The sequence below is a fragment of the Nostoc sp. NMS4 genome (assembly GCF_017115095.1).
GTDB lineage: Bacteria > Cyanobacteriota > Cyanobacteriia > Cyanobacteriales > Nostocaceae > Nostoc.
Genome location: NZ_JABXKI010000083.1, coordinates 20,843 through 41,714 on the forward strand (window position 1 = coordinate 20,843; position 20,872 = coordinate 41,714).

The following is a 20,872-nucleotide window of genomic DNA, read 5'->3' on the forward strand; positions in this document are numbered from 1 at the left end:
TCAGTTAGATACAAAAACTTTGCTGAAATGATTTGGCAGCAAGGACTTTGGTGTTCTCATACAATCGATAACCGCTATATAGTAAGTTTACTTGATAAAAGCCATGAAACCCTTACTATGCAATACAAATAAATATTAATTATTTACTAATATTTTACTGCTTTGGCAGTGATTTGGGTTTTTGATTTTTATTTTTAAGCTTAGTTTTGATGTTTAACTAATAATTCGGTACAACAAATACTGAATAACTTAAATTTTTAAGTTTTGAAATTTTGTAAATTGTGGATTGAACAAAAGTTTTGCAGTACCTGTAGGCCCGTTGCGATGTTTAGCTATAATTACTTCTGCTATGCCGCGATCGGGAGTATCGGGAGAGTAATATTCATCGCGGTACAACATGATTACTAAATCCGCATCTTGTTCGATCGAACCGGATTCTCTCAAATCAGATAACATCGGACGTTTGTTAGTACGCGCTTCCACTCCTCGACTTAACTGAGATAACGCAATAACTGGTACAGATAATTCCCGCGCTAAACCTTTAAGTTGTCGCGTAATTTTTGATAATTCTTGTACGCGATTATCACCTGCTCCTTCCATCAATTGCAAGTAATCTATTACAATTAATCCTAATTCTGTTCCTATTTCGGCTTGCAGTCTTCTTGACTGACTACGCATTTGTGTAACTGTAATATTGGGCGTATCGTCAATATAAATTGGCATTTCAGAGAGAACACCAATAGCACGGCTTAAAGGTTCCCACTGAGTTTGACTGAGGCGACCAGTTCGCAAATAACTACTTTCAATTTGGGCTTCGCTAGCTAATAGACGTTGCGTCAATTGCTCCTTGGACATTTCCAAGCTGAAAAAAGCAACTGGTAATTTATAAGAAGCGGCAATATTGTGAGCAAGGTTTAAGCAAAATGCTGTATTGTGAACACAAATATCATTGGCAACAAAATTGTGTGTTCCTGGAATTGTTAAGTCATAAACTTGCTTGTTACCCATCGGCTCAATCGCAACTATTTCATCCCAATAAACATCACTGGTTGCTAACTGTTGAAGTGGTAAATTATCTAAAGCTGTGGCTAGTATCCAAAGTCTTTCCCGCTTTAAGACACGTTTACCAACGTGCATATTTGTATAACCTTGAATCCCTGCACGTCTAGCTAAACTACTCCAAGTTTCATTACCTTTAGCTGCTGCTATTTGTTCCCAAATCTCTACAGGTATCAAGTCTCGATTAGTTTGATATCTCTTTTGAGATATTGCTGCTGCAACTTTTGCTATTGCTTCTTCTTTACTAAAGATACCTATTTCTGCAATAAAAGTTTTGATAGATAAGGCATCAGTAATATCTAATTGCCACGCTGGCCTGCGGGTGTTGTTATACTTGACAGACCGTTTTTTGAGTGATGCAATAATGCCAAATCTTAGTAAAAGATGTTGAATTTGTCTTGCTAGTTTTTCGCTGACTGTTGCATAGCCTAACTGTGATTGACCGCTAGTAAGTAGTGTAGCCCATCCATCAGTAGCAAAGAGACGGTTAAGGAATAACGCTATTTGCGATCGCTCTAATTGAAAAACAATTGCTGGGATAGTCTTACCATGAGCATTTTTGCCCAACAAACCTAATTCTTCTAACCAAATTGATGGTGTGCGTTTTCCATTATAAGTTTCCCAACGCCCTATTAAACCACCAAAATCCGCAACTGCTTGCGAAAAGTCGGCTTGCAGTAATGGATTACCATTTGTAAATCGGGGATTGCAGTTAGTTAATCCGCCATCACCAATTAAATAAGCTAATAACTTAACTTCGCACTCACGGATAGTTTTTGTACCAAATACATCTATTTTTCGTGGGACAGCAATTTTATCACCCACTTTCAAATGTTCTAATCTTTGCCAGCCTCTAATAGTTAAATAGGGATGAGTAATTGTGGTTTCAATCGAACGACCCAAGCGAGTAGTGACACGAAAAACTGGTTTGATACCATCATCTACAAATGCAGATGGTTGGGTAAGAATAAATTTCCAGTCGTTATTTAACGTCAATAATGAGCCATGACGTTGGTTATACAATTCTTCAATTGTGGCAATCTGTCCATCTCCAAGGACAATTTCTGAATCAAAGCTTAGGCATTTCCCCATTGATGGGCGGCCCGCGACAATAATCAAATCAGAACGTTGAAAGCCGCTAGTCATGGCATCTAAATCGTAAAATCCGCAGGGAATCCCAGGTAAGGCAATCCCTTGATTTCTATCTTCAATATCCTGGAAATTATTAATTAGAGTGTCACTTATGTGAACTAAACCCGATTGGGGACGCTCTTGAGTAACAGCAAATACTTTCTGTTCTGCTTGATCTAAAACTTGTGGTAATTCGGTTTCTGTCTCGTAACCAAGATGTACAATTTCATTGCCAGCTTTGATTAACTGTCGCCGCAGGTATTTGTCCATAACTAACCCTGCTAAACCGTCGATGTTAACGGCTGAAACTGTGCGGTCTACCAGAGTTGCTAATTTATTTCTACCACCTATACGGGCAAGCAAATCATTGTCAGTCAGCCAACTTGTGACTGAGAGTAAGTCTGTGGGTTTACCTTGGGTGTGGAGCCTGACAGCTGCTTGATAAATATCTTTGTGAGCGCTAATATAAAAAGCTTCGGGAAGGAGGCGATCGCTAACTCGACTAATCGCTTCTGGATCTAGCAAAATACCCCCCAAAATCGCTTCTTCCGCCTCAATATTTTGGGGTGGGAGGCGATTGCTGCCATCGCCTTGAAAACTTAGTTCTTCAGCCATAAACGATTTTATATTTGCGATAACGTAGCGTTAGTGAGTCTACGAGCGTCACGAGCGTCTTTTGGATTGGCGATCGGGGCTTCACTTATTGCTTATATTTTTATCGAGCTGGTTTGTTACACCTTAGCAGTCTGCTTTTGAGACTCTAGCCATTGCTCGTAGGCTTGTTGATCTCCACCAAATGAATCGACAGAGACTTGACGTTCTGGCATTGGCTTAAGGGGTGCGTTGATTGGGTTGTACTTGCAGTAGCAAATTACAATCATATCGAAGCCCATACCAATAGGAACTTCAGGCGTATAGGCTTCAACTCTCACCACTTCCCAATCGCTCTGACGATAATGAGTTTTTGACTCTGGATAGTTGGGATCGGCAAACTGATCGACTCGAATAAATTCAGGTGGACGATAACCAGGTTCAGGTAGTGCTTTATCTGAGCAATCGTAGTGTTCAAACAGGGTTTTTGTGAGAGAACCGGTGTGAGCATACTTCCGATCTTCCCAACCTGGTTGACGCTTTTCAGCACGAAAGACGATCCATTTACGCATTAGTCTTGCTCCTTTTGAGTGTCGTAATAGGATTTTGGAAACTCGGTTTTGCCTTCAAATACACAATCGACCTCAAGAATGGGGTCTCCCGTCTTTTCGACATCAACCAATTGCCAGCTATATTTTTCAGCCATTTCTTCACAGCAATCTTCGTCGGCTGCTGCATGACGTGACTTGTTTTCGTCTTCGTCGTACCTGGGTTTTGGCATACTGATAATTGCTAGTTGGGAGTTAGGAGTGTTGAGCGGAGCCGAAGACGCTCCGCCTCCGGTGAGGAGTTAGGAGTAATTCTCCCCATCCCCTCATCTCCTCCCGCATAACTTAACTAGCGACTACTTGAATATCAACTTGCGCCGCTACTTCCGAATGCAGCTTGATTTCAGCTTGATAAGTACCAAGGTGGTTAATATCGGGGATGGTAATGCCACGCCGATCGATTTCTTGACCGGTGGCTGCTTTAATTGCATCTACAACATCTTGGGTGGTGATAGTACCGAAAATTGCTTCGTTTTCACCAACTGGCTTGGCAATCGTCAAGCTGCCAATTTTTTCTAAAGATTCTTTTTGCTCAAGAGCTTGTTGTCTGAGTTCTAATTGCCGTTGACGCTCTTGCTCACGACGGCGTTCTACTTGCTTGAGAATACCAGGAGTAGCATTGGTTGCCAATTTCTGGGGAATCAGATAATTACGAGCGTAGCCAGGAGCTACTTCCACTAAGTCGCCAGATTTTCCCAGCTTGCTGATATCCTGATTTAAAACTAACTGCACACGTTTCGCCATCGTTTTTCGTTTTTCCGGTAAAATATGATTAATTTGGGTTTGGGTAGCTCACAATGTCATTGCTGTATTCCAAGCTTTTTGGCCTCATACCCTAAAGCTTACAGATCCTAGCGAAAGGAAGGGTGCGATCGCAACTATTAGCGCTAGAAAGTTGAGGAATGGGGATTGGGGAGCAGGGGAGCAGGGGTAGGGTGTTGACTCTGTACCCTTTAGCCCATAAGACTTCATGCAAAAAATGTGTTGCCTGTTTTTGACCTAAAGTGCCTGAAGCAGGCACTTTAGGTCAAACAAAAATAACACGAATAATTTTCCCAAAAATTCCCGAAAAATGCACAAAGTCAACAGCCTAGAGCAGGGGAGAATAATCAATGCCCCATGCCTCATGCTCCATGCCCAATGACTAATGACTAATGACTAATGACTAATGACTAAAAATTATTTTTCATTTCCCGTATCCGTGCAAAAGTTTGCACTCCATCGCTACCCTTAACGGTTGATTGTAATGATGGCTGATCCCAACGTAAAAAGGGATTGGTTCGCTTCTCCATTCCCAGCAGCGATGGTATAGTAGCTTCTCCTCGACTACGGTAAGTTTTCACTTCATTGAAGCGTTTTTGTAAGTCGGCATTGTCGCCATCTACAGTTAGGGCAAATTGCAGATTTCCTAAAGTGTATTCGTGGGCACACCAGATACGTGTATCATCTGGTAAAGAGCGCAGTTTGGTTAAAGAATCCACCATTTGAGTTGGTGTTCCTTCAAACAAACGACCGCAACCGCCAGAAAATAAGGTATCGCCACAGAATAAATCGCCTGTCTCACCAGCTTTTTCAGGGGGAAAATAGTAAGCGATGTGAGCGCGGGTATGTCCGGGAACAAAAATAACTTCAGCGATGCGATCTGCAAACTGGACGCGATCGCCTTGTTGCAAAAATACTTGCTGTCCGGGAATTCGCCCGCGATCTTCTACGCCACCGTAGACTGTTAGTTGCGGGAAGTGTTCGATTAATTGCTGATTACCACCTACATGGTCGTTGTGGTGGTGTGTGTTGAAAATCGCTACCAACTCAGCTTTTAACTGTGCAAGTTGCTTTAGTACTGGTTCAGCCTCTGCTGGATCGACAACGGCAGCAATTTGTTTTTGGCGATCCACCAACAAAAATATGTAGTTATCCGAGAGTGCCTCAAGCCTGATTACTTGCATTACTTAATAGCTCCGTTTCAAGTAAATACTTTGGAATATATCAGCAATCTTAAATATCTCAATGAGAAAAAGTTGAGAAAGCCCATGAATACTATGATAGTATACAACCGTAATAATACTTAAAAATATACTAAGTAACTATAAATTATATCTGGTCATATCAGTAAAATTTCTCTGGGAAGAAGTGTAAAAGCTAAGTTAGATTTATTCTGTTCTTTTTGTCCTAAATTGTCTTCTTTACTCAAAAACCCAAAATCAGTAATCGAAAAATTTTTATTTGTAAATACTAACTCTTAATACGGAATCTTATAGATTCACTTTGGGTCATTTATAAATGATAGATGTTAATCACGATAAATAGAGCAATCATGGTAAAAAAAGATGAGCTTTCCCATTTTTTATTTGCAGGTTCATAAATGAAGCTAATCCATACAACTAGTTGGTATTTTCCAGATACATCAGCCGGTGCTGAAGTATACTTAGATTCACTACTGCATGGCTTACAAGTTCATGGACTTGAAGGTATTGTTGCTGCTCCTAAACAAGGTACAGAAGAAGATACCTACGAATACAATGGCATCTCAGTTTATCGTTATCCTGTTTTTCCTAACCCCAGTAAGATAGAGGTACACAAACAGTTACCCCACGGCGGCTTTAAAACTTTTGCTAATTGGCTAGAAAACAATCGAGCCGATGTATACCATCAACATTCATGGCGATTTGACTGCGGTTTACATCATCTTGCTCTTGCCCGCCAATTAGGGATGGCTACTGTAGTCACCGTCCACATACCTGAGCCTATATGTCTGCGTGGTACGATGATGCGCTGGGGTGAAGAACCTTGCAATGGGCTGATTGACTCTGTTAATTGTAGTCAATGTTTGGGAGTAGCAAAACAAGTATCACCTTGGATACTCAAGGCTTTAGGTAAAGTTCCTTTGGATGTTGGCATAGCAGCAGAAACAAAATTACTTACCTCTAAAAGTTTCAAGCTGCGTCTACTTGGTAAAACTCTTGGTATTCCTACCTTAGTGTCTCAACATCGACGCAATTTGATGCAACTAGCAAAACTAGCCGATCGCATTGTTGTAACGAGTAATTGGCAATACAATGCTTTTGTTGCAAACAACGTTCCTCCCGAAAAACTTACTGTCTCTCGGCAAGGTGTTGCTAACACTTTCAAACGTGAAATAACACCAAACAAATTACAAAACTCTACATTAAAAATCGGCTTTTTAGGTCGCTGGCAAGAAACTAAAGGGGTACAAGTTTTAGTAGAAGCCGTACATAGTCTCCCGAATGATGTAGCTGTGGAGTTAATTCTTCACGCTACTCATCCGGGAAAATACGGTGCTGCCAATCGTGAAAAAGTCATGGCGATCGCTGCTTGCGATAGTCGGATTCGGATTGCTGAACCACTTTCACGCGAAGCAGTACCAGAGGCATTAGCCGGTTTCGATATCCTAGCAATACCATCGCAGTGGTTAGAAACTGGGCCGATAGTTGCCTTAGAAGCGCAAGCTATGGGCATTCCCGTACTAGGTTCAAATTTAGGAGGAATTGCTGAGTTAGTCCGTCACGGCATCGATGGTTGGTTAGTTCCAGCCAAAGATGTCCAAGCATGGGCTGATGCGATCGCAACTTTAGCCAAAGACCCCGATTTACTCGCTAAATTACGTCAAGGTATCCAGCCAGTACGTACAATGGATACTGTTGCCTCAGAGATGGTGACACTTTACCATGAAATACTAAAAATTCCTCAGAAAAATTTTGTTTCTTGATGGATTAACACCTAATTTCTTTAGTTGCTCCAACTCAGACAAAACAAATTAAATTAATATTTTCAGATTTAGCAATATCTGACAAATCTTGGGAATCAGTATAAAATGAAAAAATTTTCTAAAGTATCCTTGTTGGTTTCAGATTTATCAAGTGCAGCAATTCTGCGTGCATACTTGATAGCAAAAGCTCTCAATCAGTTAGGGTATGAAGTTGAAATTATGGGTTTTTTATTTGGAAATAACTTCTATTTAAATTTACCATCCGAATTCAACGTTTATAACTTACCAGGCAAAGACTTTCCAGAGTTTTTTGGAGAAATCCAAAAATTTTTACCAAAAATAAGTGGCGATATAATTTATGCTATAAAACCACAAATAGCAAGTTTTGGAGTTGGACTATTAAAGAAAATATTCACTAGAAAGCCATTAATTTTAGACATAGATGATTGGGAACTCAGCTGGCATGGCGGTGATAACTGGCATTATCATCCTACACCCAAAGAATTAGTTAGGGACTTGTTGAAACCACAGGGCGCACTCAAAAATCCTCATCATACTTTATATGTGAAATGGATGGAAGGTTTGGTAAGTCACGCTGATGCTGTGACAGTGCATACTAAATTTTTACAGCAGCGTTTTGGTGGTACATTTGTTCCGAATGGTAAAGATATTTCCTTATTCGATCCCACTCAATACGATCCTGAGTCCAGTAGAGATCGTTATGGTTTATCTGAATATCGAATTTTAATGTTTCCCGGTGCGCCAAGACCTTATAAAGGTTTAGAAGATGTTCTCATCGCGCTCGATAAACTCGATCAACCAGACTTGAGACTAGTAATTGTCGGTGGTAGTCCTTATGATGATTATGATAAACAACTTCAACAAAAATGGGGGCGTTGGATTATCAAATTACCCAAGTATCCAGCCGACATTATGCCTGATTTGGTTGCAGCTGCTCACATTGTAGTTGTTCCCCAACGAGATACTCCAGAAACTCGCGCTCAATTTCCCTTGAAGTTGACAGATGGGATGGCAATGGCTAAACCTGTATTATCAACGCGCGTTGGAGATATTCCCCAAATTTTAGGTGATACTGGTTATTTAGTCGAGCCTGGTTGTCCTGAACAAATTGCTGAACAAATTCAAGTGATTTTTCAGAATTTAGATTCAGCAAATCAGAAAGCTATCAAGGCAAGAGAAAGATGTGTGGAACACTATAGTATAGAGGCTATGGCTTCTACGCTCAAGTCAGTAATTGCTCAGTTGTGAATAATATTAATAATTAAATTAAATTGGCATAGAATACCCAATGTCTACCAGAAAACTAATACTAAGATTCGCCAAACCCTATCCAGGTTTAATTTTCCTAACGATGCTGTTGGGATTTTCTGGTGCTTTATTTAATGGTGTCGGTGTGACTTTGATTGTGCCAGTAATTTTGAGAATTGTCGGACAACCAGTAGATTTAACTGGTTTTCCTCCGATTCTCAAAGCTGTAATGTTTCCATTTGATAATCTTCCCGAAAATTATCGAAATCTGGGAATGGCTGGAACAATTATATTTATAATTTTCTTAAAAAACTTATCTAGTTATTGTAGTATTTTGGCATCGAGTATTTTTACTCGGAGATTAAACGCGGATATTCGAGAAGCTAGTTTACAGTTATTACTAGATATTGATATAGATTATTATTCCAAAATGAAAGTAGGCGATATTATTAATCGCCTTGGTTCGGAAACTGCCCGTACTTCTAGCGCTATCGGGACTATCATCAATTTAATTATTTTAATAATTACAATTTTAGTTTTCGTTGGCTTATTATTAGCAATTTCTTGGCAGCTAACGATCGCAGCAACAATTTTGTTGGGTTTTATCACATTAATCAATCAATACACAATTAGTAGAGCGAAAAAATTTGGTCAACAACTCTCAGAAATGTCTACATCTTATTCCATCAGTGTTTTAGAAACATTGAACGGAATTCGTTTGGTAAAGTCAACTGCCAATGAAGACACAGAATATCAAAAGATTACCAAATTAATCCGCGATCGCGAGAAAGCAGATTTTGAATCTCAGGTAAACTCGCAAGCGATCGGGCCGATAAGTGAGGTGATGGGAGTTATTGCCTTACTGATGATTGTATTCTTAAGTAAAACTTTCTTTGCCAACCAGGTTTCTTTCATTTCTACAGTACTACTGACATATTTATTAGTTTTACTGCGACTGTTGCCTTTAGTCTCTCAGTTAAATAGTCTTCGTAGTAGCTTTGCCAATAGTGCTACTAGCGTAGAAATAGTGACTGAGTTTTTAAGTCGCGATCGCAAGCCGTTCATGAAAAACGGTAATATTATCTACACACAATTAAAAGAAGGAATACGTTTTAATTCACTTTCCTTTGCCTACCCCAGTCATGAAAAGTTAGTCCTAAAAGATGTAAGTTTATTTTTACCCCGGGCTACAACTCTTGCCTTGGTAGGCGGTTCTGGTGCTGGTAAGTCCACCTTAGCTGACCTCTTACCCAGATTTTACGATCCGACATCTGGAACTATCTCCATCGATGGCACAGACCTGCGTGATTTTGATATCAAATCTCTCAGAACACACATGGGAATTGTCAGTCAAGATACATTTCTCTTTAATGACTCGGTGCGAAATAACATTGCTTATGGAAGGCCGGAAGCTACAGAAGATGAAATTATCTCAGCAGCCAAACGAGCCAATGCTTATGAATTTATTGATAAATTACCTCAAGGATTCGACAGTCAAATTGGCGATCGCGGCGTTATGTTATCTGGTGGACAAAGGCAAAGATTAGCGATCGCTCGCGCCCTGCTGCAAAATCCTGAAATTTTGATTTTAGATGAAGCCACCAGCGCTTTAGATACCGTTTCCGAGCGTTTAGTACAAGCTGCACTCGACGATCTGAGCCGCGATCGCACCACCCTGGTAATTGCTCACCGCCTTTCCACAGTCCAAAAAGCCGATCAAATTGCCGTATTAGATCAAGGACAGGTGGTGGAAGTGGGAACCCATGAAACACTTTTAAAAAAAGGTGGTTACTACTCACGCCTCTACTCAATGCAATTTGCCGCTCAGACTGAAACTTCTACCAAAACTAATCCTAGCTTTAACCGCATTTCTCACGAACTGCGTACAAGGCTTAACTCAATGATTGGTTTCCTCGGACTATTAGTTGACGATTTAGTAGACAATTCCCAAGAGCGCCAGGAATTAATTGACCAATCATACAACTCAGCCTTAAGAGTTCTCAACGCCATCGATCTATTCAGCGATGTAGTTAACCTGAAAATTAACTGGCAATCATCGTCAGATATAGACCAAAATCAAAATGAAAATAACCAGTATCAAAACTATAGTCATATCTCAGATGAGTTTCGCACACGTCTCTATCCTCTAATTAGCTCTCTGCGCTTGCTAGCCGATAAATTAGAATCGGAACCCCAAAAACAAAATCTATTAATTGCAGAATCTTATGAATCTGCTATTTACCTATTAGATGTATTAAAACTTTTTGAAAATAAAGTTTAATTTTAGTTAATGTTAGGAACAAAAATACTTATACCACAATCTTGAAAAACCTATCATCCCCAAAAAAATGGTAAATTCTTCAAAGAAAAATCAATATATTTTTTACACCGGAGAGCTATCATTAAAGCCGGACACAGCACATGAAATTCATGATGTTCTTTGTGCCAATGCAGCAGCTAACTTAGGCTACTCCTCAGTTTTAATTTATCAAGATAAAAAAAATTATTCTACTAATCTACTATCGTTAATTTATCCTTATCAACCCAAAAGACCCGACAGAGAATTTATCGAATTTTACGATGTGCAAGAAAAGCTTAAAATTGCGGCATTGCCAATGCCTTGGCCTATCGATCGAATCGGTGGTAAATTTACTAACTCTAGTACAGTCGTAACCAAATATTATTTACCAGTTCATATCCTACCTCATACTAAAGTTGTCCATACGCGAGATTGGAACTTTGTGAAAGCCGCAGTCAAAAATAAAGTTCCTACAATTTATGAACGTCACTACTTTCAAGACCGAAAATTTGAGCCGGAGATCATTCACAGTCCCTATTTTAAAATAGCCATAACTCAATCAGAACCCATCCGGCAAAGCCTAATAGAAAATGGAATGCCACCGGAAAAAGTAGTTTGGCTACATAACGGATTCAATCAATCATTTTCAATCAGACAGCCCGAATCAGCCGAAAGGTGGCGGCAAGAATTGCTGATAAATGGACGTAAGCATTTAGTTGTCTATTCAGGTGCTTTGTATCCTTTTAAAGGAGTCGATCTTTTAATTGATTCTGCTAAAGAATTAACAGAAATTCAGTTTATCATCACAGGAGGAACAGAAGCACAAGTACAAGCATATCAACAAATAGCCAGAGATAAAAATGTCGAAAACGTTAAATTCTTAGGCTGGATACTTCCACGAGAACGATTAGTCAGCTTGTTTCAAGCAGCTGATATTTTGGTTCATCCTCACTGCGCTGGAAAATCAGCAGATTTCACGAATCCAGTTAAGTTTTTTCAGTATATGGCTGCTGGTACTCCTATCGTTGCAACTGAGATTCCACCTTTAATGGAATTCAAAACATCACCTTTAATTGCCAATTGGTGTATACCAGATAACCCACATAAACTTGCCCAATCTATTCAACATACTTTAGAAACTTATCCCAGAAAAATAGAGGGTTATGCAGCTAGTATAGATTTTGCCCAGCAGTTTTCTTGGGAGCATAGAATTACCAAAATATTAAGCTACGTCGAAGAAGAACAACGTCCACCAATTTTAGGGTAACGGTAGACAAATTAACTGACAACTAACCGAATAAATACGATTTATGACTCTTAAAACTGTTGGCATGATTAGCAGCTATTCAGGGCTTGCTAAAAACAAAGATTGGTTATGGCAACAAACTCCACACTACTTTGGTGTTTGGAAGAATATGCAAATGTTGAAAATGGCACAAAAGCCAGATTTTATGTTGCTATATCAATTTGATTTTCCTCAACCTCCGCCGCAAAAATCTTGGTTAGATAGTTTTCGCAAACAGCAGCAAACACCAGTAGTAAATTTTGAATCTCTACTGCGTGGTGTGAATAAAGAGCGGATTATTTATTTACTCAGAGAACCGCCTTTAGATGAGGTTGTAAAAATAACTAATCATAATTATCAAGAAGCCCAGAAGTATTGCGGTTATGTTTCTGGCCCCGATGATTTTGCTCCCATTCCTGACTATATGCCCGCTATTTGGTATCACTCAAATTCATTTCAAGATTTAAATGAAATGCCACCGCCTGAAAAGGTTGCCCCATGTAGTTGGATTACTTCGGGAATTAGCCGCACAGCCAATCATCGCCAACGTTTAGATTTTTTACAATCTTTACAATCTAGTGGGATGAAATTTGATTTGTATGGGCGTAACTTACCAGAATGGGCGAACAGTTCGGGAGAACTAGGTAACAAATGGTATGGCATGGCACCATACTATTACAATTTGGCAATTGAAAACTACGCTGATAATAATTGGTATGTGAGTGAGAAACTTTGGGATAGTTTACTTGCTTGGTGTTTACCAATTTATTATGGTGGCCCGGCTGCTGATAAATTATTGCCACCGGGTAGTTTTTTACGGTTGCCCAGTTTAGATGAAAAAGGCATTGCCTACATCCAAGAAGTGACAGCTACACCTGATGCTTGGTATGCTGCCAAAGATGCGATCGCAGAAGCTCGTCAAATCATTTTACACAAATTAAACTTGCTTAACTGGTTATCAAACTTTGTCGATCAACACTCATAAATTATGAATGGTATTTGTACCCTTGGCAATGATTATGTTTTCGATCAACTGGTGGCTTTGCTCAACAGTATTGATGTTATCTTAGGCCCAGAAACTCCTGTTTGTATCTATCCTTTCGACGATCGCACCCAACGAATTGCTGACGAAATAGCTAAACGCCCGAATGTATTTCTTTACGAAGATCGAGAATCAATCGACACCTGGGATCAATTTATGCTGGCAGCAGCCCCAGAACGATTGAATCGAAGTAAATCCCGTCTTTATGGCGCTCACCGTCGTTTTTGCGCTTTTGATGGGCCATTTGAGAAGTTTATCTATTTAGATGCAGACACCTTGGTGATGAACTCACTAGCAGCAGTGTTTGAAAAGCTAGATAGTTATGATTTTGTTGTCTACGATTTCCAATTTACAGACGTTAGTAAAATATATAATGTTAATTCTCCCAAATTACTAAAAGTTTTTGAGCAAAAACGCATTGATTCGGAAATATTTTGCTCGGGCTTTTATGGCGCAAAAGCGGGAATATTTAACTCAGAAAAAAGAGATTTGCTCAGATCATATTTACAAAATGGTGAATCAGAAATTTTGTATGATGGTGCTGGCGAACAACCATTAATTAACTATATGGTAATGAGGTCTAATCTTCCTATTTATAACTTTGCTCGCCAACTGCCAGATAATGAAAAAACTGGATGTTCTGCTAGCTCAAAACACTTCGAGGAACGAGAACATATTCTTTACGATCGCGGTAATCGACTAACTTATCTCCATTACATTGGGATTCCTCCTAATGTTAATCAAGCTGTCTGTGCGGGAGAAAATATTGAGTTTCCTTATCGAGAGTTATTTCTCTATTATCGTTACTTACACGAACCAGAAAAGCGTCCAGTTTTTAATACTCCTCCGAGAAATTATCATGACGCTCCAGCACCAAATTTACTTACCAGAGCTTTGCAAAAACTTAAGTTAATTAAACAAGGATAATTTATGACTAGGGGCATTTATATAGTTGCCAATGACCGCGTTATCGATAATGCTATTGCTCTCCTCAATAGCATTCGTTACTATGACCAAGAAGTTAGCATTTATCTCATACCTTTTAATGAGAATTACCACAAGGTAGCAGAACAGCTTGCTACTTTACACAATGTCCAAATTTTCCCAGATTTAGAACTTATTGATACCTTTACCAAACGCATCGGAGAAATTTTTGACCGAGATTTTCTCGCCTTACCTAATAAAATGCGTAAACTGGTGGCGTGGTTTGGGCCTTTAGATGAATTTATTTATATTGATACGGATATTGTCGTTTTTGAAAAAATTGCCGACAATTTAGACAAACTTTCAGAAGTCGATTTCTTCTGTTGTGATTACCATCATGCTAATGAAAAACTGCGAAATATTTTTTCTCCATTTGTGAAAGAACAGCAAATTTTTTCCGATGCCCAACTTCAAGATGTTTTCAACAGTGGTTTTTGGGCTTCGAGAAAAGGAATTATTACCGAAGAACAAATGGATGAAGCTTTACGCGAGTGTGCAGCACATCGGGAATATTTCGATTTTTCTGAAGGAGTTACAGACCAACCAATTCTAAATTATCTTGTTCTCAAACTAATCTCTAAACGTGGAAATCTCGTCAAAATTCCTGGGGGAGGGCCTGGTAGTTGGGCAGGTTCACGAAATTTCCAACAGCAAGATTATGCCCTCTATGACCGAGGACAACGACTCAAATATCTCCACTGGGCTGGTACACGGATGAAAACTGGTAGTCCCTATTGGCAATTGTGGGAACACTATCGCTATCTTCATGAGGGTAAATTTGCCTTCATTCCCAAACTGACTCGTCGTTTATTTCCCTTTGTTGCTGCCCGTACTTAATATTAGGAGTATTCCAATGATTGATGGTATTTACACCCTAGCGAATGATGTTGTCTATGACCAACTAGTTGCTTTGCTCAACAGCATAGAAGCTAATGCTGGTAGAGAAATCCCTGTTTGTGTAATTCCATATAATGACCAACTAGATAAAGTAAAGCTAGAGATTGCATCTAGAGATAATGTTACTTTATTTGACAATTCTGATTCCATAGCCCACTGGGAGGACTTTGGCTCTCGTATCTGGAAAGCTCACCCAAGGGCGTTAAAGCGATGGCGAGAATATGGTTTGCCAGAGAATTATCGCATAGAAAGACATCGAAAACTTTGCTGTCTAGATGGCCCATTTGACAAGTTTATCTTCTTTGATGGAGATACCTTGTTGATGAAATCACTCGATGATGTTTATCAAAAGTTGGATGAATATGATTGGATTACGAATGACTTTCAATATAGATCCGATTTGAATTATATTTTCAACTGGACAGAAGATAAGCTAGGAGAAATTTTTCCTGTAAAAGATATTAGGAATCAAATCTTTTGTTCTGGTTGGTTTGCTTCTAAAAAGGGTGTTTTTAATGATGCTAATTTAGCAAATTTACTAGCAAACTTAGAAGCAGGTGAAGCTGATGCACTAGCATGGGCAGATTCCGATCAGACAGTTCTCAACTATTTAGTTTTACGTAGTGGAATTTCTTACTACAATTACGCCTGTCACCCGAAAGCGACTGGTTGCCATTGGACTTCTAAATTCGATGTTGTAGATAATATTCTTTACGACCAAGGGCAGAAGTTGACGTATTTACACTATATGAGTGTATCTTCTTCAGCTTTTACGAGGCTTTGTGGGGGTGAAGATGTGGATATTGCTTACCGCGATGTTTTCTTATATTATCGCTATCTAAAATCACCTGAAAAACGTCCTCAAAGCTTTAAGCGTCCAAGCAAACTAACGCTTCTGCAAAAGTCCACTAGTAGTTTTATTCAGCAAAGAATTAACAATATTAAGCTAAAGTATCGCAACTTCAAGCATAAAATTGCTCAATAGAAATAAAAGAAGAGTCTGAGAGGATGTTTTAAAAGTAGTTTACTGTGATTTGAAGCACTTATTGATCCCCCCTAGCCCCCCTTAAAAAGGGGGGAACCGGAATCAAAGTCCCCCTTTTTAAGGGGGATTTAGGGGGATCTAAAACGTTTTGCTACTAAGCAAAGAACTTTTCAAACATCCTCTAAAGCTCTCTTTAATTTTAAATTATTGATTCCCTACTCTTTTCTAAGAAAAAGAATCTAAATCTAAAGATTGCATACCTTCGCGTTCTATAAAGGTCATCATACTTCCCAACTGCAACCAAACTAGTAAACAAGTAAACAGACTAATTGGTAGACCGACTCCTAAAGCCAAGGATGAGGGAAAGCCAAATATCTCTAAGCCGGAAGATAAAAATAGACAAGTACCAGCAGTTATGCCGATAAATGGTACAAGTAATTGTTTCAGTGAGGAACGTGGTTTAGTATTTTCTGATCGCTCGCTTGGCCAGTTCTGCACAATTACTTTTAAAGTGCCAGATAATGCCAAACCAGATGTTAATGCTATCAAAAAGCCAACAAGTAAGAGAAAGTAAGGCGGTTGCTCAGGAAAATAGTACATCAAAACTCCTAATTTCTATTAAAGATTTTTTACTTTTTATTTGTTGACTGGTTCTCAGCAAAAGACTCAAGTAATGTTGCTTTTGGCAGGATAGCGGCTGCGCCTTCTCTGGATAACTCTGTTAAAATACCGATCGCTACATTTAATAAACGATCCGGTTTTAAGTCATCTTTAACCAGGTTCCACAGGCGTTGGACATCTTCGGTGTGGAGGCGGTCATCTTCGGTGAGAGCAAGTACTAGCTGTCGCCTCAGAAACTTGCCTTCTTCGGACATTAAGTACTGGAACCCCATCTGGGCTGTGGGCAATACATCAAAGTTGTTATCACTACGAGCGATCGCAATTAAATTTTCTAACCGTTGCCACTGAAATTTACCATCTTTAAACAGCACATTCAATAATCGTCGTCTTAATTCCGGCGATTCTCCTGTCAGCAACCGCCGCGCTATATAGGGATAACCCACTTCCACAATTTTGAAATCGGGGTTAAGGCTTAGGGCAATACCTTCTTGAGTCACCAAGGAACGAATAATCAAAGCAAACTTCGCCGGCACTCGGAAAGGATATTCATACATCAGTTCCGAAAACTCATCGGTAATCGTTTTGAAGTTAAAATCCTTGACATTTTTACCAATAGCGTTTCCTAGTACAGCTTCTAATGCTGGCACTATCGGACAAATATCCGTGTCTGGAGTCAGAAACCCTAGTTTTACAAAGTCTTCGGCTAAGTCGGTATAATCTTTATTCACCAAATGCACTAGTGCATCTACCAGTGTTTCTTTGGTGCTTTCTTCCAACTGATCCATCATGCCGAAGTCAATATAAGCCATACGACCATCGGGTACAGCAAACAAATTGCCGGGATGAGGGTCAGCATGGAAAAAGCCATATTCTAAAAGCTGTTGCAATCCTGATGTCACGCCAATTTGGATAATCGCTTCTGGGTCTACACCTGCTTCGCGGATGCGTTGAGTATCCGTCAGCTTGAAGCCGTCAATCCATTCCAGGGTTAAAACGTGGGTATTGGTGTAACGCCAGTAAATACCTGGAACTTTTACTTGTAGGTCGTTGCGGAAATTGCTAGCAAATTTTTCGGCGTTGCGGCCTTCATTAATATAGTCAATTTCTTCAAATAACTTTGTGCCAAACTCGTCCACAATTAAAGTGAGGTCGTGACCGAGATTTAAAGGCAACCAAGGAGCTAGCCAACCTGCTGCCCAACGCATCAGATATAGGTCGCGTGTAATTACCGGGTGTAAGTTGGGGCGTTGCACCTTCACGGCGACTTCTTCACCGCTAACCAAACGACCCCGGTATACTTGACCTAAACTAGCAGCAGCGACTGGGTGAGGTGATAGTTCGCTAAAGCTTTCGTGAATTGGACGACCTAGTTCTGTTTCGATAATCTGGTAAGCGATCGCATTATCGAAAGGTGGTAACTGGTCTTGTAATTTGATCAGTTCTTCTAAGAAATCTTTGCGTATTAGGTCAGGCCTAGTAGAGAGGGCTTGACCAACTTTAATAAATGTCGGGCCGAGGCGGGTGAGCAGTTCTCGCAACTGGATCGCTCGTTTACCCTTGTTCTGCTCAACTTTATCTTGCCATTCGTCCCACTTCAGACTGAATATAAATCCTGCAAAGGAGGAGATAATTCTCAGCACTCGCCCCCAAGCTAGCCAAGGACGGTAACTATAGTAGCGAGCGATCGCATCTGGATTATAGAGTTTTAGTTGAGCAGGTTGATACTGACCCACGCCTTTTTTTGCCTCTTCAACTGAAATATTTACAATGATTGTTTTTCTCCTAACCCACAAGTTAGTTGCAAGTTTAGGATTGCGGTAATCTTTTATCTAAAACAACTAGAACTCTACCCTTTGCGGATAGTGTTCGAGGTGATTTTAGCATTTGTTACTGCCTAGATTTGTTTATCTTTTTCTTAATTATACTTTATAAAACTACAACTAATTATCCATCTTTTTGATGATTTTATCTTTTCTTAACTTTAATTTATTTTTATATAAACAATAAATATTTATTTACTTATATCTGATGTATACAAATTTGAATAAATGCGATAGTTAAGTAACTTTATTTACTAGCATTTACATGTATCAGTAGTACTATTACTGTCTTGGGATTCGTGACAAGTTAAGGTTTTTTAGGTTTTGTCAAGATCAATATTGAGGGACTCAAAAAGCTGAGAAACTAGTGATAAGTACCTATGCAAAATTAATTACATATTTTTCTCCAAAATCTCGAATGACTTTTTCAACATAGTTAACTAAATTTGACTAACTAGAGTATACATCTATTTCTATGCATTCATATTTCATAAAACGCCAGAGAATTTCTATTAAATTTAGTTGAGGAGAGTCAGCAAGCTTTTCGAGACTAACGGGAAAAGTCAGCATCCTCTGCTGGTGTAAACTGGGGTGAACACCGAAGCGATCGCAGTTGTTAACGCTTTCATGAAATCGCAATGTTGCCATGAAATGGTAAAATTCGGGTTAATTATAGTATCAGTGTATGGGACTCCGATTTGATTTCTGAAAACATACTGAGACTGAAAAGCCCGTTCTATCAAGGTTTTATCTGAAATCTTGTTCAAAAATCAGATATGAGTCCTAATAATAGCAGTATGTATTAAAGGACGATGGTTTTGTCAAGCAAGTGGGTGATGAGAGTTGGGGAAAAGGAAAAATCATTATGACATTCCAAATAACACAAAAAACGGCTTCAACAAAGAGCGAAATGCCGAGAACATCTCACTTGTCATCAAGACCCTTTGCGCCGATTATTCAACACTCAATACCAACATCCCTTCAGCAACCGGAACAGATTGAGAGACGACTTCAAAGAAAAACGAACTTGTTAGAAACCCCTTTGATGCCACCCCCAAAAAAGGTAATCCAGGCAAAGCTGAGAATTGGGGAACCAGAGGATAAGTACGAGCAGGAAGCGGATACCGTAGCGCGTCAAGTGGTGCAATGTCTGAATGCACCTATGTCAGAGCAGACGCTCTCGATAATCCAACGCATGAAGGATAACACATTGCAGCGATCTATCCGACGGGCTTCTCTACGAGACGCTACGCGAACGCCTACGCAGGGGCATCAACAAGAAATACAAACCCAAAAAACGAATTTGCTCAGGCGGCCTATTCACCGTCAGACAATGCCATCACAAGAACTGCAACCTCACCCGATAATTCAACGACGAAAACATAGTGGAAACGGAATGACGGCTGCACCTGATTTAGAAGCATCTATACAACAAGCTCTTGGTAGGGAAGAGGTGTTAACAGATAATATTCGCAAATCAGTAGAACAAGGGTTTGGAGATGCTCAATCTCACCAATTGAATCAATCAATCCAGGCGAAAGCGTTTACTACAGGACAAGATGTGTTTTTTCGCCAAGGAGAATCTAACCCAGATATACAACTCAAAGGGTCTGTTTCCAACGTCAGTTCCCAAGTCGTACAGCGTGTTAAGCAAGAACAAGAAGAAAAAATGGATGTTGATAGTGAGGAACCAGATTTATCCTCAAATCACAAAAGAAGTCGAAGTCAGAGCTTTGGTAATGAACAGACGAGAAAAAAAACAAAGTTACTTAATCCAGAACAGCAAGCGAACAAAGAAAAACTACTAGAATATAGAAAAAAACTTGGAACAACACTGAACAAAGGTGGTCAATCAATAACCCAAGCACAGCTTGATGCTTTAATGGGTAAAAAATCCAGGTGGGCTGGACGGATTGAGTCAGGTCAGATTAAAAACATTACTCCCGATGATCTCAATCAATTAGAAGGATTATTAAAGAAATCTCAGCCACAACTTGAGAAACTTTTGAATGATTCTGGATTGGGTAAACTTAATCCAGAACAGCAAGCGAATAGAGAGCAACTACTAGAATATAGAACAAAACTTGGAAAAACACTGAACAAAGATAATAAACCAATAACCCAAGCAGAGCTTGATGCTCTAATGGGTAAAAAATACAGGTGGACTGAACAGATCGAGACAGGTAATATCCAAACCATTGCTCCTGATGAGTTCAAGCGACTAGAAGAATTATTAAATAAATCTCAGCCACAACTTAAGGATCTTTTGAATGATTCTGGATTGGGTAAACTTAATCCAGAACAGCAAGCGAATCAAGAGCAACTACTAGAATATAGAAAAAAAATTGGAAAAATACTGAACAAAGGTAATAAATCAATAACCCAGGCAGAGCTTGATACTCTAATGGGTAAAATGGGTAAAAAATCCAGTTGGACTGGACGGATTGAGACAGGTCAGACTCAAAACATTGCTTCCGATGATCTCAAGAAATTAGAAGAATTATTAAAGAAATCTCAGCCACAACTTGAGAAACTTTTGAATGATTCTGGATTG

16 protein-coding genes and 1 pseudogene are annotated in these 20,872 nt (G+C 39.4%); 9 read left to right on the top strand and 8 right to left on the bottom strand.

The window, feature by feature from the left end; genetic code table 11:
* Nucleotides 1-249 precede the first annotated feature (249 nt).
* From dnaB to gloB, 5 genes are all read right to left on the bottom strand, one after another.
* A complete protein-coding gene (gene dnaB, locus HWQ37_RS05270) occupies nucleotides 250-2,805 on the bottom strand; it encodes a replicative DNA helicase (RefSeq protein ID WP_292744632.1) in 2,556 nt (851 codons plus the stop codon).
* 116 nt (nucleotides 2,806-2,921) lie between these two features.
* Nucleotides 2,922-3,353, bottom strand: coding sequence for a hypothetical protein (locus tag HWQ37_RS05275; RefSeq protein WP_292744634.1), 432 nt, complete (start codon nucleotides 3,351-3,353; stop codon nucleotides 2,922-2,924).
* Complete coding sequence (locus tag HWQ37_RS05280) at nucleotides 3,353-3,562, bottom strand: hypothetical protein (RefSeq protein ID WP_292744636.1); 210 nt, start codon at nucleotides 3,560-3,562, stop codon at nucleotides 3,353-3,355. The genes HWQ37_RS05275 and HWQ37_RS05280 overlap by 1 nt, the downstream gene beginning before the upstream one ends.
* Nucleotides 3,563-3,674: 112 nt before the next feature.
* Nucleotides 3,675-4,133, bottom strand: a complete 459-nt coding sequence (gene rplI / locus HWQ37_RS05285; RefSeq protein ID WP_292744638.1) for a 50S ribosomal protein L9 — start codon at nucleotides 4,131-4,133, stop codon at nucleotides 3,675-3,677.
* Nucleotides 4,134-4,561: 428 nt separating this feature from the next.
* Nucleotides 4,562-5,335: a hydroxyacylglutathione hydrolase gene (gene gloB, locus HWQ37_RS05290; RefSeq protein ID WP_292744640.1), complete on the bottom strand. Its 774-nt coding sequence runs from the start codon at nucleotides 5,333-5,335 to the stop codon at nucleotides 4,562-4,564.
* A gap of 416 nt (nucleotides 5,336-5,751) precedes the next feature.
* Here gloB and HWQ37_RS05295 point away from each other — a divergent pair, with 416 nt between their 5' ends.
* The 8 genes from HWQ37_RS05295 to HWQ37_RS05330 all read left to right on the top strand — a co-directional run bounded on the left by HWQ37_RS05295 (nucleotide 5,752) and on the right by HWQ37_RS05330 (nucleotide 15,877).
* Entirely contained in the window at nucleotides 5,752-7,116 is a 1,365-nt protein-coding gene (locus HWQ37_RS05295; protein ID WP_292744642.1) for a glycosyltransferase, read from the top strand.
* A 105-nt stretch (nucleotides 7,117-7,221) separates the two neighbouring features.
* On the top strand, nucleotides 7,222-8,385 hold the full coding sequence (locus HWQ37_RS05300) for a glycosyltransferase family 4 protein (protein WP_292744644.1): 1,164 nt from the start codon (nucleotides 7,222-7,224) through the stop codon (nucleotides 8,383-8,385).
* Between the two features lie 40 nt (nucleotides 8,386-8,425).
* On the top strand, nucleotides 8,426-10,666 hold the full coding sequence (locus HWQ37_RS05305; protein ID WP_292744646.1) for an ATP-binding cassette domain-containing protein: 2,241 nt from the start codon (nucleotides 8,426-8,428) through the stop codon (nucleotides 10,664-10,666).
* 67 nt (nucleotides 10,667-10,733) lie between these two features.
* The gene (locus tag HWQ37_RS05310) at nucleotides 10,734-11,951 is read left to right on the top strand and encodes a glycosyltransferase family 4 protein (protein WP_292744648.1); all 1,218 of its coding nucleotides are present in this window, start codon (nucleotides 10,734-10,736) and stop codon (nucleotides 11,949-11,951) included.
* A gap of 43 nt (nucleotides 11,952-11,994) precedes the next feature.
* Nucleotides 11,995-12,954 (top strand): glycosyltransferase family 10 domain-containing protein, encoded by a 960-nt coding sequence (locus tag HWQ37_RS05315; protein ID WP_292744650.1) that lies wholly within the window; start codon nucleotides 11,995-11,997, stop codon nucleotides 12,952-12,954.
* A 3-nt stretch (nucleotides 12,955-12,957) separates the two neighbouring features.
* The gene (locus HWQ37_RS05320; protein ID WP_292744652.1) at nucleotides 12,958-13,938 is read left to right on the top strand and encodes an Npun_R2821/Npun_R2822 family protein; all 981 of its coding nucleotides are present in this window, start codon (nucleotides 12,958-12,960) and stop codon (nucleotides 13,936-13,938) included.
* A 3-nt stretch (nucleotides 13,939-13,941) separates the two neighbouring features.
* The gene (locus HWQ37_RS05325) at nucleotides 13,942-14,832 is read left to right on the top strand and encodes an Npun_R2821/Npun_R2822 family protein (protein WP_292744654.1); all 891 of its coding nucleotides are present in this window, start codon (nucleotides 13,942-13,944) and stop codon (nucleotides 14,830-14,832) included.
* Between the two features lie 16 nt (nucleotides 14,833-14,848).
* Entirely contained in the window at nucleotides 14,849-15,877 is a 1,029-nt protein-coding gene (locus tag HWQ37_RS05330; RefSeq protein ID WP_292744656.1) for an Npun_R2821/Npun_R2822 family protein, read from the top strand.
* Between the two features lie 225 nt (nucleotides 15,878-16,102).
* Here HWQ37_RS05330 and HWQ37_RS05335 read toward each other — a convergent pair whose 3' ends face one another.
* The 3 genes and pseudogenes from HWQ37_RS05335 to HWQ37_RS05345 all read right to left on the bottom strand — a co-directional run.
* Entirely contained in the window at nucleotides 16,103-16,477 is a 375-nt protein-coding gene (locus HWQ37_RS05335) for a hypothetical protein (protein ID WP_292744658.1), read from the bottom strand.
* Nucleotides 16,478-16,506: 29 nt separating this feature from the next.
* Nucleotides 16,507-18,231, bottom strand: a complete 1,725-nt coding sequence (locus HWQ37_RS05340) for an ABC1 kinase family protein (RefSeq protein ID WP_292744660.1) — start codon at nucleotides 18,229-18,231, stop codon at nucleotides 16,507-16,509.
* Nucleotides 18,232-18,696: 465 nt separating this feature from the next.
* Nucleotides 18,697-18,849, bottom strand: a pseudogene (locus HWQ37_RS05345) (IS630 family transposase); the annotation flags it as partial.
* A gap of 334 nt (nucleotides 18,850-19,183) precedes the next feature.
* Here HWQ37_RS05345 and HWQ37_RS05350 point away from each other — a divergent pair.
* On the top strand, nucleotides 19,184-20,872 hold a 1,689-nt coding region (locus HWQ37_RS05350), incomplete at its 3' end, for an eCIS core domain-containing protein (RefSeq protein ID WP_292744661.1).